The following is a 17,511-nucleotide window of genomic DNA, read 5'->3' as shown; positions in this document are numbered from 1 at the left end:
AAGATATGTTATGAAAATGAAGTATATTTTTTTAGGATTAGTATGGTTGTCCGTTATAGGATGTTATGATGAAGACGATATTGTGGTAGATGATAAGCAGGAGTTGACGTACGCATTGGGAGTTGGGCATGATTATGATGAGATTTTGCACGAATGGCATAATAAGTACGGTTTTTACCCGTTGTATGTATTTACGGACAGAGATATTTATTGGAATAATACGATATGGGATAATCCTAATCTGGATGTTTGGAAAGGGAAATGTTTAGGACGTCCGGGAGATCCGGATTATGTCGGTAAACAGGTTGATTTGCTCGGAAAGGTCTTTATGGAGATTTATCCTGATGAATTGTTGAAGCATTTCCCGTTGAAGATGTTGTTGTGTCGAGATTTGTACGAAACGAAATATGCCGTAACCTATGATCCGGTTGCTGGGGCTTGGCTTCCTGGGTATGATTCGACAGCTATATGGACATATCGGGGCTATGATTTTATAGCGGTAAACGGAGCAAGCAAGCAGATGGAGGAGATGACGATGGATGATAAGTGTGATTTGCAAACTTCGTTGAATGCAACTTTCTTGGAATATTTGGGAGTGAAAGGAGTACTTACCGCTCCCGAGGAATTTTTTGAAGTATCGGATTATTGGTACGAATATCTTAGGGGAGATGATCTTTTTGAACAAGGGTATATCATGGATGTGTTGGTGGATGGGGATGAGGAGGAATCTCAAAAGGCAGATTTTGCCTCGTATATAAAGTTGGCCGCTTATAATATGGCAACTTTGAAAAATTCTCCGGATAAAAGTCTGGACGGAGATTCGCGGCCTTCGTGGGTAGGAGCTTTGAATCCAGAGGAGCGGGACGTGAACGGGCTGTGCGGGAGGAAATATGAAATCGTGATACGTTATTTGAAAAGTTTGGGGATCGATACGGGTAAATTGCAGTATCCGGTTCTGGATTAGACGAGTGTTTTTGTTTAAATGATCGTGTTATCCCGGAGGGCGGTTGTCCGTCGGGATAACATTTAGAGAGTGTTGTATGTAAATTTTTATGTATGTTGGAAGATGCTATAATAAAAGTGGAACATTTGTCGCTTCGTTATGATGTCCAGTGGGCGGTGCGGGATGTTAATTTTGAGATTACTCAAAAGGGGATATACGGTTTGTTGGGTTCCAACGGTGCCGGAAAGTCTACTATCATGAATATTATATGTGGTGTGATAAAACCCACGGAAGGCGTTGTGCTGGTCAAAGGAACGGATATAACGAGAGATCCCACGGGGGTAAAATGTCATATCGGTTTTTTACCCCAGAAACCGCCTTTGTATGATGAATTAACCGTGGAGGAGTATTTGACTCATGCCGCCGAGTTGCGATGTGTTCCCGATAGGGAAGTGAAAGAGGCCGTGTCCGATGTTATGGGGTTATGTGCTATATCTCATTTCCGGAAACGGTTGATCAAGAATCTTTCCGGAGGGTATCAGCAACGCGTGGGAATAGCGCAGGCGATTATTCATAAGCCGGATATCGTTATTTTTGATGAACCTACCAATGGATTGGACCCGAACCAGATACTGGATATCCGTCGATTGATTAAAGGAATCGCGGAGGAACATACGGTCATCCTTTCAACCCATATATTGTCGGAGGTGCAGGCTATTTGTGATTATATTTTTATGATTGACGCGGGACAGGTCGTGTTTACCGGTAGCGTGAATGATTTTGATAATTATATTCTTCCCAGCACGATATATGTAGATTTCACGGAGGAAATACCCGGGGATAAATTGAAGCATATACCGGGAGTGTTGCAGGTGGAACACGTGGAAAAGAATCGTTACCGGATACGTTTTTCCGATGCTAACGAGGTGATGGAGCATCTCGTGGAAGAGGCTGCCGCTAATTGTTGGCATATGTGTGAGATGAGGTTGGAGAAAATTTCTCTTGATCATGTTTTTGCCGAATTGTCTAAAAAGAAACGTTAGTCAAAATTAAAGAAGAAAATTATGGGTATTATATATAAAATAGCACGGGCTGAATTACGAATGCTTTTCTTTTCACCGATAGCGTGGCTTTTGTTGTTGTGTTTTGCCGTGCAGAGCGGGATGCAGTATATCTATATGTTTGATTATCTCATGTATTCCATGAAAGAGTACGGGGGCGTGTGGGATGCCACAAAATCTCTTTTCGTGAACCAGAACGGGATATGGTATTACGTGCAGGGTTTTCTGTATTTTTATATTCCTTTATTGACAATGGGGATTGTAAGTAAGGAGTTTAACAGTGGTTCTATCCGGTTGTTGTATTCCTCTCCGATCAGTAGCACACAGATCATACTCGGGAAATATTTCGCGTTGGTTTTTTACGGGATGATCATGATGGGGGTACTGGTGCTATATGCCTTAATAGGGTGGGGAACGATTGAAAATTTTGAAGGAGGTCTGGTGTGGAGCGGTTTGTTAGGATTGTTCCTGTTGACATGTACTTATTTGGCTGTCGGTTTGTTCGTATCGAGTTTGACTTCTTACCAGATTATCGCGGCTGTCGGTACGTTTATGGTATTGATGTTATTGAGTATGATCGGTAGATTCGGTCAGCAATATGATTTTGTTCGGGAGATTACTTACTGGTTGTCGATTAACGGGCGTGCCGATACATTTTTGAACGGCATGTTGTGTAGTGAGGATTTACTTTATTTTCCTGTTGTTAGTGCCACATTTCTGGCTCTGGCGGTAATTCGGTTAAACGCGATTCGGCAAAAGCAGCGTTTCGTGATTACCTTGGGTAAAAACGCGATAGTGCTGGGGATTGTCGCGCTCGTGGCGTATGGCTCGTCGCAGCCGGCGTTGACCGTGTATTACGATGCTACCAGTACGAAAGAAAATACGTTGACGCCCGCCAGTCAAGAGGTGGTGAAAGAAGTGAAAGGGGGGATGACGATTACCGCGTACGTGAATATTCTGGACCCAAGTTATTGGGAATATAAATATCCGGATTTTATTATGGAGAATATACGTTATTTCCGTAATTATACCCGGTTCAAGCCGGATATTAAATTGAAAACGGTTTATTATTATGCAGAGCCGGATGAGGATAAAAGGAAAGAAGATCGTGACGGTACGGTCACCCGGGCGAAAGCGATTCGGATTTGTGAACAGTATGACTTGGATAGCAATCGTTTAAAGACGAGGGAGGAGATTGATCAAATGGTTGACCTGTCAGAAGAGGGATACACGTTTATCCGTCAGATTGTCCGGGATAACGGGCAAAAAGACTGGTTGCGGACTTATAATGAAGGTATTTCCCGACAACCGACGGAAGCGGAAATCACGGTGGCTTTCAAACGAATGGTGATGCCTTTGCCTAAAATCGGATTTGTTACGGGGCATACGGAGCGAGGGATGTATGACAGGACTCCTTATGGCTATCAGTTTATTGCCAGTAACAGGAAAGTGCAGTTGTCCGTTTGGAATCAAGGGTTTGATGTCATGGAGATTACCTTGGAGCGGGAGGTGCCGGAAGATGTTGATATAATGATTATCGCGGATCCGAGAGATGTTTTTTCCGAAACGGAGGAAGCTGTTTTGCAGGCTTATCTGGATCGGGGTGGGAATTTGTTCTTTTTGGGAGAACCCCGGCGGAGGGAAATGCAGAACCCGATGTTGCGGAAATTGTTCGGCGTGGAATTAACCCCGATGTTAGCACAGAATGATATTCGGAATAAAGCATTACCGTCTAATGTACTTTTCTGTTTGCCGACCGGGGAGGCTAAAAGGAAAATGTATTATTTGAACCGTTCAAATCAGGTTATGCCCACGGCTGCGGGAGTGGAGCAAGTCGAGGATAAAGGGTATGATATGTTTCCGATCTTGCAGACCGATACGCTCACTCCTTGTTGGACGGAACTTGAAACGACCGACTTCGTGGATGATACTATTCGTTTTAATCCTTCAATAGGGGAGATTTCGAAAGAGTTTTCGACAGTTGTCGGGTTGACGAGAATGGTCGCCGGAAAAGAGCAAAGAATAATTATATCCGGTGATGCGGATGTGTTTGCCAACAACGAGTTTACAGCCAAGAGAGGCGTATCTAATAATAACACGTATTTGTTATTGGGAGGTTGTTACTGGATGTCTTACAATAAAGCCCCGATAGATGTTCGCCGTCCGAGAGCAAAGGATAACAGCGTATGTTTGTCGGTAAGAGGGTATTCAGTGATTCGTTGGGGTATCCGTTGGGGTATTCCCGTGCTCGTGGTGTTGGGAGGTATTTTCATGTGGGTGAGAAGAAAAAGCAGGTAAATTAGTTTAATATTAAGGTGTTATGGAAGATTGTATTGTAAAAGTAGAACATGTTTCTCATCGTTATACCGTGCAATGGGCTGTTAATGATATTAGTTTCGAGATACCCCGCAACGGGATATACGGGATGTTGGGTTCCAATGGGGCGGGCAAGTCTACTTTAATGAATATATTATGTGGAGTATTGCGCCAGACCAAGGGGGACGTGTTCATTAATGGCGTGAATACGCGTGAACATCCGATAGAGGCTAAAAAGCATATCGGTTTCATGCCTCAACAACCTCCTTTGTATAATGACATAACGGTGGAAGAGTATTTATCTTACGCTGCCGATTTGCGGCATATACCGCAAAGGAAGGTGAAGGAAGCCGTGAAACGGGTGTTGGCCTTGTGTGATATTACGCATTTCCGGAATCGGTTGATTAAAAATCTTTCCGGGGGATACCAGCAACGCGTGAGCATTGCTCAAGCTCTTGTTCATAAACCGGCTTTGGTGATATTTGATGAACCGACGAATGGACTGGATCCCAATCAAATACTTGAAATCAGAAATTTGATCAAGACGATCGCTAAAGATTGTACGGTGATTCTTTCCACTCATATCTTGAAAGAGATACAAGCTATTTGTGATCATATTTTGATGATTGGACAGGGGAAGTTAGTTTTTTCCGGTACCGTAGAGGAGTTTGATAATTATATCGAGCCTGATACACTTTTAGTTACCCTTAGAAATGCACCCTCGGTAAGCGAGTTGTTAGAGATTGAAGGGGTGAAAGAGGTGGAAGAAATAGGGAGTGCTTCTTTCAGAATTTATTTTACCCAAGCTCAGGAGGTGATGGACCGATTGATTGCACGGAGTGCAACCCAACATTGGGCGATGACTGAAATCCGGTTGGAGAAGAGTTCTTTAGAGAGAATTTTTGCTGAATTGTCCCAGAGTGTTCAATAAATTAAAATGTCAATTATGAAAATGATATGGAAAATAGCGAAAAAGGAATTGCAGTTGTTATTCTTTTCGCCTGTCGCATGGTTTTTGTTGGTTGTATTCACGATTCAAGCGGGGATGGTTTTCGTGGGGAATTACCACAATTACATGAAAAGTAACGAGTTCGGGAGCGGAGTCCAATTTATGGTTTCTTTTTCTTTGTTCGTGAGAGCCTTGTGGGGGCAGGTTTCCGCTTACCTATACTTTTACATCCCGTTGTTGACGATGGGGTTAGTCAGTAAGGAATTAAGTAGCGGATCAATCAAATTGCTGTACTCTTCTCCCGTGTCGAACACGCAGATTATCTTGGGAAAGTTTTTTTCGATGGTGGGATTTGCGTTTGTGATGTGCTTGATGTTAAGCGTTTACGTGATCGTGGCATGGTGTACCGTGCAGGACTTCGAGTGGGCGGTGGTTTTGACCGGTTTGCTCGGACTTTTTTTGTTGACGTGTACCTATGCCGCCGTGGGAATTTTTGTATCCAGTCTGACTTCTTATCAGTTTGTTGCGGCTGTCGGGACGTTTATCGTGTTGATGTTCTTGAGTTTGATCGGGGGATGGTGGCAAGAATATGATTTTGTTCGGGATGTCACCTACTGGTTGTGTATCAACGGACGGGTAAACACGTTTATAATGGGTATGATATGTAGTGAAGATGTATTGTATTTCCCTTTGGTAACAGCTTTGTTTCTGGCATTGACAATCATTCGTTTAAATGCCGTGCGGCAAAAGATAAAGTTTTCGGTAACTATGGGGAAAAATATTGTTGTCATACTGATAGCATGCTTGTTGGGATATTTCTCTTCCCGTCCGAAATTAATGGCTTATTATGATACTTCTTCAACCAAATGGAATACGTTGACGGAGGAGAGCCTGCGTATTGTCGAACAATTGGATGGGGATCTGTTTATCACGGCTTATGTCAACGTGCTGGACCCAAATTATTATAGTTACGCTTTTCCCCGTTTTATCCAACGGAACCGGAGGATTTTTGAACGTTATGAACGGTTTAAACCGGAGACAAAATTGAAAGTTATTTATTATTACGATACGATTACGGAGGCTGACGGGGGATGTCGTTTATTCAAGGAGAACAAGGGAAAGAGTATGTGGGAATTGGCTAAAAAAGTTTGTGAAGATACAGGTATGGATAGTACTCGTTTGAAGACTCCCGAGGAGATAAGAAAAATGCTGGATCTGACTGGTGAACGAACTTTTGTTTGGCAGATTGTTCGGGAGAACGGGCAAAAGACTTGGTTGCGTACGTTTGATGATCCGATGGATATATTCCCTCATGAATCGGAAATTAGTGCCGCTTTGAAACGGGTGGCTTCCCCGTTACCCAAGATCGGATTCGTGACAGGATACGGAATGCGTTCTATTTATGATTCTTCTCTGCGGGGGTATGATCGGTATTTTACGGTAAAATATGCCCGCTTGGGAATGATAAATCAAGGATTCGATGTGGAGGAAGTGGATTTGCATCAGGAGATCCCCGCGGATATCAATGTATTGACCATAGCTGACATGCGGGAACCTTTTTCGGAAAAGGAATTGGGGGCATTGAAAAATTACGTGGATCGAGGTGGAAATTTATTTATTTTGGCAGAGCCTAGACGTCGCGAGGTGATGAATTTGTTTTTGAAGGATTTGTTTGGTGTCGAATTGACCGAAGGTGTGTTGGTACAACATCGGAAACCGGAACAACGTCCGGAAGAGTTGTTTTGTTTAATGACCGGGGAAGCGGCAACGTTAAGTTATCATTACGGTTCTTTGTCTTACGCGCTGATGCCGACAACGACCGGTATTGAGATGGTTGAACCGAAAGGATTTGTAATGACACCGATATTGAAAACGGACACGCTGGCGAACGAATTGAAAAAGAGAGAAAACCGATCATATCGAGTGTGGAATGAATTGGAGTCATTAAATTATGAAGATGAACCGTTGAAATACAACCCGGCGGCGGGCGAGGTGGCTAAGGAATACTATACGGCAGTCGCTTTGTCCCGTAAACTGGGAGAACGGGAACAACGGGTGGTTATTATGGGAGATTCCGATTGTATCAGTAACGGAGACAGTCAACGTTGTGGTGGTGTGACTTTGTTACATGGGACGTATCATTATCTTTCTCATAATGAGATGCCGGTAGATACCAGAAGATCAATGACGACCGATACGGTTGTTCATATTAATAAAACGAGTTTTAAAGTATTGAGGACAGGTCTGATGATTCTTTATCCTTTATTTTTCTTGGGGATGGGGCTTTTCTTTTGGATCAGAAGGAGGGGAAGATAGTTTATGGATTCATCGTATAAAAAATGAGGGTTTATGAGAGTGATATTTTTATTTATAATATGTTTTGTATCATTGGTCTGTTGCGGACAGGAGGAATTTACCATTTCCGGTACGCTGAAAGGTTTTACCGATGGAAATATTTTTATTTTGAAACCCAACGGGAACGAGTGGGACACTCTGACGGTTGCGAGAATGGAAAAAGGAAGTTTTGAGTTACGAGGGAAAGAGAGTGGCATAGTCATGGTAGATTTGGTGATCGCCGGACAAGGGGAACAGAAGTTTATGCTTGAAAAGGGGCAGTTTATTGTTCGTGGAGAGAAAGGGAATATAAGTATCGAAGGTGGGGAGGCTCAGAAATTGTATAACTGTTTTCAAGCAATTTCTTCGGCAATGACTCGGAAGGAAGATTTGCTGACTAAAAAATATTATGCCGCGAAAGAAAGTAAAGATGAGAGGGTTATGAAACAGCTTCTGGATGATCTCGAGCAATTGCTCTTGGAGTGGCATATGAAGGAAAATGAATTGATTAAGGCAAATCCGGATGCTTACGTATCGGCTTTTGTGATCTATACAGCGATGAATACGATGCATTTTGAGAATTTTATGCTTGTGTCATTGAAAAAACATTTGAATTACGAGTTGTTGCGGGAGAAATTTATGCTGTTGGGAGAACAAGGGAAAAAAACGGAATATGGAAGAATTGTTGCGGATTATATCGCGGAACAGGAGCGGGTTGTGATAGGTGCGTTAGCCCCGGATTTTGAGATTACGACGCCGGACGGGGAGAGTATATCTCTTTATGCTTTGGACGGGAAAGTCAAGTTAATTGATTTTTGGGCTTCATGGTGTGGTCCTTGCAGGCAGGAGAATCCTAATGTCGTGAAAATTTATAATAAATTTCGAGGTAAGGGATTAGAAATTCTGGGAATATCCTTGGATTCCGATAAAAAAGAGTGGACGGATGCAATTCGAAAGGATGGGTTGAGATGGAAACATGGGGCTGAGCTGAAAGGTTGGAAATCGTCAGTCGTGCAATTATATAAAGTGAGAAGTGTACCTTGTACGATCTTGTTGGATGAAAATAATCGGATTGTAGCCAAGAATTTACGAGGCAAAGAATTGGAAAAGAAAATAGAAGAGTTATTGAAAAACGAGTGACAAGCATTCGTGCTTGTGTAAGATAAACTTCAAAGATTTATTTATGAGGATGTTAGATGATGTTTATTCACGTTTGAAAAGCGTGAAAAGAGGGGGTGTCGTGTTTTTAGCGTGCACGTGTATCCTTGTTTCGAGTACGTTGGACGGGATGTCACAACGAAAGACATGGTCTTTGCGTGCATGTATCGAGCACGCCAGAGAGCATAATCTCCAAGTAGAGTATGTCCGGGTATCATTGGAAAATACTTTGGTCGAATCTTCCCGGGCGAAAGCTCAACGTCTGCCGTCGCTTGATTTTTCTTCAACTCAAGGTTGGGGACACCAGAAAAAGGCGGGTACAAACGGGACGTTGAAATCGTCAAGTGCCTACACGGGCAGTTACTCGCTCAGCGGGAACATGACTCTCTACCAAGGGGGGAAACTCTCCCGTTCCATCCGGCAGCAAGAGCTGTTGGAAAAAGCCGTGACACAGGATGTGCTTGTCGCCCAAAACGATATCGAGATATCGGTGACGAAGGCGTACCTGCAAATCCTGTACGCGAACGAGACTTTAAAAACGGACAGGCAGACGCTGGAAAGTTCCGGTGAGCAACTGGCACGGTCAAAAGCCTTGCTTGATGCGGGTTCTATCAGCGCGAGCGATTTCGCGCAAATGGAATCGCAGTACAGCAGTGACCAATACCGGGTAGTACAAGCCGAGAACGATTTGGCTTTTTCCAAGTTGCAATTAAAGCAACTTTTAGAACTGGATCCGGAAGAGGAATTTGATGTGGTGTTCCCGGAACTGGACGAGGAAAGCGTGCTTGTCTTGATTCCCGGTCTTCAGGATGTTTATCGGGAAGCCTTACGGCTGATGCCGGAGGTGAAAAGCAGCCAGTTGAACGTAGAGTCGGCAATCGTGGGTGAAAAGATAGCCCGGGGGGATTACTTGCCGAGTGTCTCTCTCTCGGCTTCCGTTTCCACTGGGTACGATTCCAAGGGTAGCGGTTCCTATTTCTCTCAAATAGACGATCGTTTGGTTGAGAACATCGGGATTAATATCAGTATCCCGATCACGAACCGGAAGAAAGCTCGTTTGAATGTTTCAAAAGCAAGACTTCAAACCGAACAGTCACGTTTAGACGAGCAGAATACCCGTAAAAATTTGTTGCAAACGGTGGAATCATTACATCAAGATGTTGTTGCCGCCCAAAGCCGGTACATGGCAGCTAATCAACGGGTAAAATCGGCTTACACGAGTTACCGGCAGGTACAGGAGGAATTTGATGCGGGGATGAAGAACCCGGTTGATTTGCTGGTGGAGAAGAACAATTACCTGTCCGCGTTGCAGGAACAGATACAAGCGAAATACCAAGCGGTTCTCGCTTTCAAGTTGTTGAATTTTTACAGGAATGAACCGATTGATATATAATAAAATAATTGAAAATGAAAAAGATAGTTGTAACAATAGTGATTGCCGTGGGGATTATTTTGTTGTTTTTCTCCTTTCGGCCGAGAGAGAAAGAAACGGTGAATTACGAGGTGTTCGAGGTTAAAAAAGGGGATATTCGTAATACTGTTACTGCCACCGGTACGATAGAGCCGATCACGCAGGTAGAAGTCGGGACACAGGTTTCCGGCACGATAGCCCGTATTCTCGCGGATTATAATTCGGAAGTGAAAAAGGGACAGCTTATCGCTGAACTGGATAAAACCGTGCTGGAATCGGAATACGAGTCACAGTTGGCAACCCATTATTCCAACCAGAACGAGTATGACTACCAGAAGAAAAATCACGAGCGTCTGGCGGGATTGCACGCCAAGAATCTGGTTAGCGATTCGGATTTTGAAACCTCTGAATACCAGTACGAGAAAACCCGCCGGGCTTTGGAGAAATCTCGTTCTGATTTATTGAAAGCGAAGACGAACCTGAATTATTGCATGATATACTCGCCGATAGACGGGGTGGTTATTTCCCGAGCGGTGGACGAGGGGCAGACGGTGGCGGCGATGTTCAACACGCCGAAGTTATTCGTGATAGCGAATGATTTGCGAAAGATGCGGGTTATTGCCGACGTTGACGAGGCTGATATCGGTCAGGTGAAAGAGGGGCAGAAAGTGATCTTCACCGTGGACGCCTTCCCGGACGAACATTTCGAGGGTTCCGTGACGCAGGTGCGTTTGGAACCGATCGTGACGTCGAACGTGGTTACTTACGAGGTGGTGATTGACGCGCCGAATCCGGATTTGAAGTTGAAACCGGGTTTGACGGCGAGTATCACGGTGTTGACGCACGAGAAAGCGGATGTTTTGATGATTCCCTTGCGTGCCTTGCGCTTCCAGCCGGAAGAAGAAACGGTGGAAATAGTGGTACAAGCCGGAACGGCAGGGAGAAAATCTGTTTGGATACAGACGGTCGAGGGATTAAAAAGTAAAAACGTGCTTACCGGGATTTCGGATGGAATTTACACGGAAGTCACGGAGGGTTTGCAAACGGGTGAGAAGGTGATTACCGGGATAAATTTATCCGCTAAAGCAACTGAATCCATAAAGTCGAAGCCGGGTGGAAATCCCTTGATGCCTAACATGACCGGACAGCGGCCACATTAGTCGTATCTAATTGTATCATAGTTATATGAATCTACAAGTGAAAGATATAATCAAAATAGAAAATCTTTGTCGGGATTTCGAGGTGGGCTCGGAAACTGTACACGCCTTGAGAGAGGTATCTTTCTCGATTCGGGCGGGAGAATTCGTGACAATCATGGGAACAAGCGGCTCGGGCAAATCCACGTTGTTGAATATGTTGGGTTGTCTGGATGTTCCCACGTCCGGCGAGTATTACTTGGACGGGAAGCCCGTGCGGGAAATGGGGAAAAATGACAGGGCTTCTTACAGGAACTTGAAAATAGGATTTATTTTTCAATCCTACAACCTGTTACCCAAGACTACGGCACTGGAAAACGTGGAATTACCCTTGTTGTATAACCCGTCCATTTCCAAACGGGTAAGAAAGGAAAAAGCGTTGAACGCCTTGAAAGCGGTAGGCCTGGAGAACCGGGTGAATCATCGCTCCAACCAGATGTCCGGGGGACAGCAACAACGGGTGGCAATCGCCCGTGCCATGGTGAACGATCCTGTTATTTTGCTTGCCGACGAGGCGACGGGTAACTTGGATACCCGCACCTCGTACGAGATTCTGGCTTTATTCCAGCACCTGCACGCCGAGGGGAGAACGATTATCTTCGTGACGCATAACCCTGAAATAGCGGAGTTCAGTAGTCGCAACATATTACTCCGTGACGGTCGGGTTGTCGAGGACAAGAAAAACTCGAGAATCGGTTCCGCCCGGCAAGTGTTGGAGGCGTTACCCAAAGAAATTGATTAATTCACGATTTATGAATTACGATTTACGATTAATAAAAGCGTTGGTTAGGGAGGATGATAATCATAAATCTGAAATCATAAATCATAAATCTAAAATGAATAGATGAATTACGGGAATTTAATAATTATCGCCCTTCGGGCTTTGAGTAATAATAAATTACGCGGGTTCTTGACGATGTTGGGTATCATTATCGGGGTGAGCTCGGTAATTTCGATGCTTGCCATCGGTGAAGGCTCGAAGTATAGTATAGAGAAACAAATAGAAGAACTGGGGGCTAACATGGTGGTTATCAACCCGACGAATGCCATGGTGGGAGGAATCCGCCAGAACGGCGTGATCGTTCAGACTTTAAAGTTGGAAGATTACCGGGCAATCGTTTCGGAAGTTCCTTATTTGGAAAACTGTTCTCCTTACGTGACGAAATCCGGGCAAGCCATTTACGGGGCGAGTAACACGCCGACCTCTATTTACGGGATCAACGAGGATTACATGGATATTCGCCGCTTGACGGTCAACCGGGGGGAAATGTTCAGTGATCAGGACATGAAGAATGCCGCCAAAGTGTGCGTGGTGGGGCAGACGATCGTGGATAACCTGTTCAAGAACGGGGAAGAGCCTCTCGGGCAGATTATCCGCTTTGATAAAGTGCCTTTTCGTATTGTTGGTGTTTTGGCTCCTAAAGGTTATAATTCCATGGGGCGGGATCAGGATGATATCATCGTGGCTCCTTTCACGACAATACAGAAAAGATTGTTGGCAATCCCTTACATGCACGGTATTTACGTTTCCGTGATTGACGAGCGATACACGAACAAGATGATACAGGAAATCACGGGAGTATTGCGACAGACGCATCGTATTCCCGTGGGGCAGGAGGATGATTTCACCGTTCGTTCGCTGGAAGAGATGAGTAAGGTACTGACGATGGCGACCAAGGTTTTAACTATTCTTTTGGCTTGTATCGGGGGAATCTCCTTGCTTGTCGGTGGCATCGGAATCATGAATATCATGTATGTTTCGGTCACGGAACGTACTCGTGAAATCGGTTTACGAATGTCTATCGGTGCCAAGGGGCGGCATATCTTGTTCCAGTTCTTGATAGAGTCAATTATTATCAGTGTTTCGGGTGGAATTATCGGCGTGGGGTTGGGGATCGGTGTATCGTTGGTATTGCGTTCCCTGTTGGGATGGCCGGTATCCGTGTTATTGTACTCGGTGGTGATTTCGTTTATCGTTTGTACGTTCACGGGTGTTTTCTTCGGTTGGTATCCCGCCCGCAAGGCATCCCGGTTGAACCCGATAGATGCTATTCGTTACGAGTGATTCATGTTATAAATTTAAAGTGATGGAAAATATACCTTTTTTAGGAACCGCTATCGCGAGCATGACGCTGGCACTCGTGTTTTACTCGATTGGTACATGGGCGGAACGAGTGCAAAACGAGTTACGATTGTGGCATATTGTCTTTTTCCTGTTGGGATTGACTGCCGATACGTTCGGTACGACAATAATGTCCGATATCGCCGGAGAGGCGGGGAATGAAAATATCCTGCATAGTGTAACCGGATTATTTGCTTTAATTTTGATGGCAATCCATGCGGGATGGGCAATCTTGACTTACTGGAAAGGAAGCCAAAAAGCCAAACAGAATTTCAGTAGATTTAGTATTCTTGTTTGGGCGTTTTGGCTGATGCCTTACGTGTTAGGGATTGTGCTGGGTGTGAAGCATTAATAGGAAGAATGTTACTTGTCCCGGTTATAATCGCAGTATACTGGGAGCTTATATGCTAATATCCCGGTTGGTTTTAGGGATATTTTTGATGAAAATTCCAGTATAAGTTTACTTAGGTTTCCGGTAAACTTTTTTTTAGGCACGGTGGGTATGCGATAAGAGTCCGTTGAGATAAGGGAGTAATAAGGGAACAAAGACGTTTCACCTTCGATACAAAGACGTTTCAAAGACGTTCACGAGCGGCTTTGCACCGGCTTTGAAGCGGCTTTGTACCGGTTTTAATCCCTTTCTTTAACAGTATTACTTCGGATTCTCTCTAGAAAAAGTTTACTACTGTAAACCAAAGTAAACCGATGGTAGAAAATGATAATCGTATAACATTGAGAATACAACTAATTGACTGAATAGCTAAGTGTCAAAAGAGACTGCCCATTTTTGGACAGCCTCGTGGTTGGTTGCATTTATTTGTCGGGGAAGGTGGGTCTGAATTTGATCACCTTGCGTGATTCCAGTTGTTCCCGTTCTTTGGTATAAAGATTATATGTAACGCGAGGGGGGAGTTCATACGAGAAGAACGCCCCGAATCCCATTAACGTTATTCGTTGTCCTGTTTGCAGAGCTTCGGTGATGCAATCTATCGTGGCTTGCACCGCTTTCAGTGCCTCGCCTTTCGAGAGCCCGGTTCGGTCTGCTACTAATAATGAAAGTTCTCGTTTATTCATATCTTGTTTTTCTATGTCGAATTATTTTGAAGATTTATCTCTTACGCATCGTACTCCCCCTGTTTCGTCGGAGTTATTAATCAGGAATAGCTTTCCTGCCGCAGACGTAACAGAGAAACCATGCCGATAGCTCCCTGTCGGGTTCATGGAAAAGCGGGTTCTTGACATGTGATTATCTAGTTCCCAACCGCCATCATTTTTTACACGTGACAGCATAAGAGCTAGTTCTCGTTGATTTGGTACACGCCAACCGGGTGGACAAGGTGACTTGCCGGAGTTGACGGTATCACGGATTTTAATCCAATTGGCAATCCCGCTTGGTAACAAGTGCGAGCCCGGGTTTACTTCAAAATTCCACCATGGTAAGTTGTCTGCCTGCCGTTCGTGGTGTTCGGGCAGTTCTTCTTCCTGCGAGTAAGCACGGATGGATTTTTCGTCTAGGTACTCGAGGGAGAGTACATGGGTGGTGGCGTCGTATGTGGCAAAATCTTGGGGTATTGTTGTGGCATCATCCGGAGCAATACCGAGATTACGTACACAGCGGTAATTAAATGTTTTACTTGTGTTATAGGAAGTTACTGTATTCATCTCACCGATAGAGGAGCCTTCGGAAGACCATAGTACGGTGGGGTTGTCCCAGTATTCATAACGGGGGAACCAGTCTGAACCTATATTTACACTGTAACGTCCCGGTACGGTGCTGCTGACATACCAGTCTTCAATCCACGTGGAGCCTTTGAAAAGGCGGGCGGCGGCGTCAAATGAATTTTCTCCGATCCAAAGGTCTGTCAATTGATCGATGGCAGCCAAGTACCAGCGTACTTCATCGGCATCAATTTTCCCGTTTCCGTCTAGATCCCGATTTCGTTGCATGCAATTGTAGCGGGCGTAATTGTATACTGTTTTCATTTCATTGGTTGTCGGTTCAATATAAGTGTCCCAACGGGGATTTGTACTTGTATTCCATAATTTTATAGTATTGGAACGACCGTTTCGAGAATCATTATAGGTGGGTACTCCTGAATTATTGGCGGTTTTTTCCTTCCAGAACGGGCGTTTATCTGTTTCTTGTACACATTCCGTTCCCCATGCCGTTTGCAACCCTTCGCCTGCCGAGATGTTATACATCGTTTGAATGGATTTTTGCCGGAACGAAGTAACGGCGACGTGCCTCACGCTTTCCCCGTCCGGGCTGTATCTCGTGTTGGAGAGGATATTCATGATTCGTTCCGGTTGATTGACAAATTTTTTCCATAAAGTTGTGCTGTTGTCTCCTGTTTCCGGGTTTTGTGTGTAATAATTTTCCTCGATAAAAGCCGTGAATGTAATTTTAAACCCTCCGTCGAAAAGAGTTCCCTTGTTACTGTTATTGTTTGCAATATATATTTCTTTGTTTCTTTTTAGAATCCGTACAAGTTGAGCCACGTTTATAAGTTTGGCGTTTGTTATTTGACAATCCAAAGTCTTGATTTCCTCGTCTGTATAGCTTTTCGCATCTCCGGGGTATTTTTGGAATTTGGTATCATAACCGGAACCATTTTTGGTGTTAAGTAAAAACTTGATCCATTTGTAGTCTTGAGGATTTTGCTCCGGCATCCCTTCGCTGAAAGCGGTTTTTACATACCACGTTAAACTCGGGTCTATTTGTGCTTGAGTGAAAGTAATGCATCTCGTTTCATAATGGGCATCTAAGTTAATGATATTGTCGGCAATAGTAATCTCGCCTTCTGCACCGGGTTGGTTCTCTTTTCCATCGTTAACTTCAACAATGATACTTTCGGCACTGTTGATGGTAACCGTGTACGTGTAATGTACATTGCGGTTGGTGTTAAAATCCTCGGCGCCATTCACGAACCCCAAGTGTATCGTGTACATGACATTCGCGGAAACTTCTTGTATTTCACCATATTTGTACGTGATGTTTCCTTTTAGTATCACATACGTGGAGTTGGGGTCAGCGTATTCGTATGCCCCGTTGGTTACGGTTTGTCCGGGTTTGCCGTCCGTCACGGGGTTCTTGAGTTGTTTTTCCCGGTAATTATATTGTTCCTCCGGGGTCAGAGGGGTGCCGTCCTCTGTCATTGTTGGAATGGATTTGATGGGCGATTTGCGATTTTCTGCCACGTAAAAAGAAAAGGTCTTCCCAAAATTGTCACCTTCACCCTCGTAGTTTGCCCACGACGTTTCGAAATAGTCCGTGTCAGCGCCTTCTGGATCGGATGCATTGGGTAGTAAATAGACCTTTTGGGAGGCTTTGACAACTTTCCATTCCGTGGGAGTGAAGGTGATTCCTTTTTTGGTTTGGATGTTGAACGTGATTTTGGCATCGACGCGTTTTAGAATGATATTGTCGCTTATTTCGCCCCCGACGGGGATGTCTACTTTTTTAGGATTCCCGGATGCATCTTCGAGGGTGCCACTCATGAGAAAGGCTGTTCCCCGGGCAATCGTTTCTTGTTGCAAAGAGGCTGTTAGTGCTTGTAATTCCTCCAGATTACTTATCTCGTCCAACACGGCGGGGGTGATATCTCTCATGGCGTTAGTTGAAACGTTAGCGATATTCGCGATTGCCCAAATCGTTTTCCCGCTTCCGGATACGGTTTCGATAGTAACTTTGCCGCTCGTGAGTGTGTTGTTGATGTCATCCTTTTCCATTTTATCCTGTAAGTTCCCGTATTCGAAAAATTGGCTTTTAGACAGAGAACCGTCGGCATTAAAAATGAAAACGTACAGGTTGTTCACCTTGTGTTCATCTTTGACGGGCGAGGTTGCTCTGGATAGTTGTGACGAGTTAGCTACCCCGAAGTTTAAATTTACTTTGGTAGGTTGCCCCTCGATGACTTGTGCGTTTTTTTCCAATATATCGTCTGAACAACCGGTTAGGAAAAGGATACCGGCATACGCTAGATATATTAAATGGTAGATGGTTTTCATGGTTATATATTTT

At 44.3% G+C, this 17,511-nt stretch carries 13 protein-coding genes; 11 read left to right on the top strand and 2 right to left on the bottom strand.

The window, feature by feature from the left end; translation table 11 throughout:
• Positions 1-10: 10 nt before the first annotated feature.
• From CS948_RS20500 to CS948_RS20450, 11 genes are all read left to right on the top strand, one after another.
• Positions 11-964, top strand: coding sequence for a hypothetical protein (locus CS948_RS20500; RefSeq protein WP_099294136.1), 954 nt, complete (start codon positions 11-13; stop codon positions 962-964).
• Positions 965-1,059: 95 nt separating this feature from the next.
• Positions 1,060-1,986 (top strand): ABC transporter ATP-binding protein, encoded by a 927-nt coding sequence (locus CS948_RS20495; RefSeq protein ID WP_099294755.1) that lies wholly within the window; start codon positions 1,060-1,062, stop codon positions 1,984-1,986.
• Positions 1,987-2,007: 21 nt separating this feature from the next.
• Positions 2,008-4,302: a Gldg family protein gene (locus tag CS948_RS20490; RefSeq protein ID WP_255302096.1), complete on the top strand. Its 2,295-nt coding sequence runs from the start codon at positions 2,008-2,010 to the stop codon at positions 4,300-4,302.
• Between the two features lie 22 nt (positions 4,303-4,324).
• Positions 4,325-5,251, top strand: a complete 927-nt coding sequence (locus CS948_RS20485; RefSeq protein ID WP_099294134.1) for an ABC transporter ATP-binding protein — start codon at positions 4,325-4,327, stop codon at positions 5,249-5,251.
• A gap of 15 nt (positions 5,252-5,266) precedes the next feature.
• A complete protein-coding gene (locus tag CS948_RS20480; protein WP_227216707.1) occupies positions 5,267-7,585 on the top strand; it encodes a Gldg family protein in 2,319 nt (772 codons plus the stop codon).
• A 33-nt stretch (positions 7,586-7,618) separates the two neighbouring features.
• Entirely contained in the window at positions 7,619-8,743 is a 1,125-nt protein-coding gene (locus CS948_RS20475; protein WP_099294133.1) for a TlpA disulfide reductase family protein, read from the top strand.
• A gap of 43 nt (positions 8,744-8,786) precedes the next feature.
• Positions 8,787-10,154, top strand: a complete 1,368-nt coding sequence (locus CS948_RS20470; protein WP_099294132.1) for a TolC family protein — start codon at positions 8,787-8,789, stop codon at positions 10,152-10,154.
• Positions 10,155-10,168: 14 nt separating this feature from the next.
• Complete coding sequence (locus CS948_RS20465) at positions 10,169-11,332, top strand: efflux RND transporter periplasmic adaptor subunit (RefSeq protein ID WP_099294130.1); 1,164 nt, start codon at positions 10,169-10,171, stop codon at positions 11,330-11,332.
• 37 nt (positions 11,333-11,369) lie between these two features.
• Positions 11,370-12,110, top strand: coding sequence for an ABC transporter ATP-binding protein (locus CS948_RS20460; protein ID WP_099294128.1), 741 nt, complete (start codon positions 11,370-11,372; stop codon positions 12,108-12,110).
• A 102-nt stretch (positions 12,111-12,212) separates the two neighbouring features.
• Positions 12,213-13,433 (top strand): ABC transporter permease, encoded by a 1,221-nt coding sequence (locus CS948_RS20455; RefSeq protein WP_099294126.1) that lies wholly within the window; start codon positions 12,213-12,215, stop codon positions 13,431-13,433.
• Positions 13,434-13,455: 22 nt separating this feature from the next.
• Positions 13,456-13,842, top strand: coding sequence for an HsmA family protein (locus CS948_RS20450; RefSeq protein ID WP_099294124.1), 387 nt, complete (start codon positions 13,456-13,458; stop codon positions 13,840-13,842).
• Positions 13,843-14,303: 461 nt separating this feature from the next.
• On the opposite strand, the gene CS948_RS20445 is transcribed toward CS948_RS20450, so the two are convergent.
• Together CS948_RS20445 and CS948_RS20440 are read right to left on the bottom strand one after the other, a co-directional pair.
• Positions 14,304-14,564: an HU family DNA-binding protein gene (locus CS948_RS20445; RefSeq protein WP_099294122.1), complete on the bottom strand. Its 261-nt coding sequence runs from the start codon at positions 14,562-14,564 to the stop codon at positions 14,304-14,306.
• Between the two features lie 21 nt (positions 14,565-14,585).
• The gene (locus CS948_RS20440; protein WP_099294120.1) at positions 14,586-17,498 is read right to left on the bottom strand and encodes a fimbrial protein; all 2,913 of its coding nucleotides are present in this window, start codon (positions 17,496-17,498) and stop codon (positions 14,586-14,588) included.
• Between the last annotated feature and the right edge of the window lie 13 nt (positions 17,499-17,511).

The sequence above is a fragment of the Butyricimonas sp. Marseille-P3923 genome (genome assembly GCF_900184685.1).
Lineage (GTDB): Bacteria > Bacteroidota > Bacteroidia > Bacteroidales > Marinifilaceae > Butyricimonas > Butyricimonas muris.
The sequence above is the reverse complement of the archived record's forward strand: the minus strand, read 5'-3'. Positions and strand labels throughout refer to the sequence as shown.

Bases quoted from the DNA above. Each gene is read 5' to 3' on its own strand.
- CS948_RS20500 (WP_099294136.1), top strand. From the start codon at position 11: ATGAAAATGAAGTATATTTTTTTAGGATTAGTATGGTTGTCCGTTATA.
- CS948_RS20490 (WP_255302096.1), top strand. From the start codon at position 2,008: ATGGGTATTATATATAAAATAGCACGGGCTGAATTACGAATGCTTTTC.
- CS948_RS20485 (WP_099294134.1), top strand. From the start codon at position 4,325: ATGGAAGATTGTATTGTAAAAGTAGAACATGTTTCTCATCGTTATACC.
- CS948_RS20480 (WP_227216707.1), top strand. From the start codon at position 5,267: ATGAAAATGATATGGAAAATAGCGAAAAAGGAATTGCAGTTGTTATTC.
- CS948_RS20475 (WP_099294133.1), top strand. From the start codon at position 7,619: ATGAGAGTGATATTTTTATTTATAATATGTTTTGTATCATTGGTCTGT.
- CS948_RS20470 (WP_099294132.1), top strand. From the start codon at position 8,787: ATGAGGATGTTAGATGATGTTTATTCACGTTTGAAAAGCGTGAAAAGA.
- CS948_RS20465 (WP_099294130.1), top strand. From the start codon at position 10,169: ATGAAAAAGATAGTTGTAACAATAGTGATTGCCGTGGGGATTATTTTG.
- CS948_RS20455 (WP_099294126.1), top strand. From the start codon at position 12,213: ATGAATTACGGGAATTTAATAATTATCGCCCTTCGGGCTTTGAGTAAT.
- CS948_RS20450 (WP_099294124.1), top strand. From the start codon at position 13,456: ATGGAAAATATACCTTTTTTAGGAACCGCTATCGCGAGCATGACGCTG.
- CS948_RS20445 (WP_099294122.1), bottom strand. From the start codon at position 14,564: ATGAATAAACGAGAACTTTCATTATTAGTAGCAGACCGAACCGGGCTC.
- CS948_RS20440 (WP_099294120.1), bottom strand. From the start codon at position 17,498: ATGAAAACCATCTACCATTTAATATATCTAGCGTATGCCGGTATCCTT.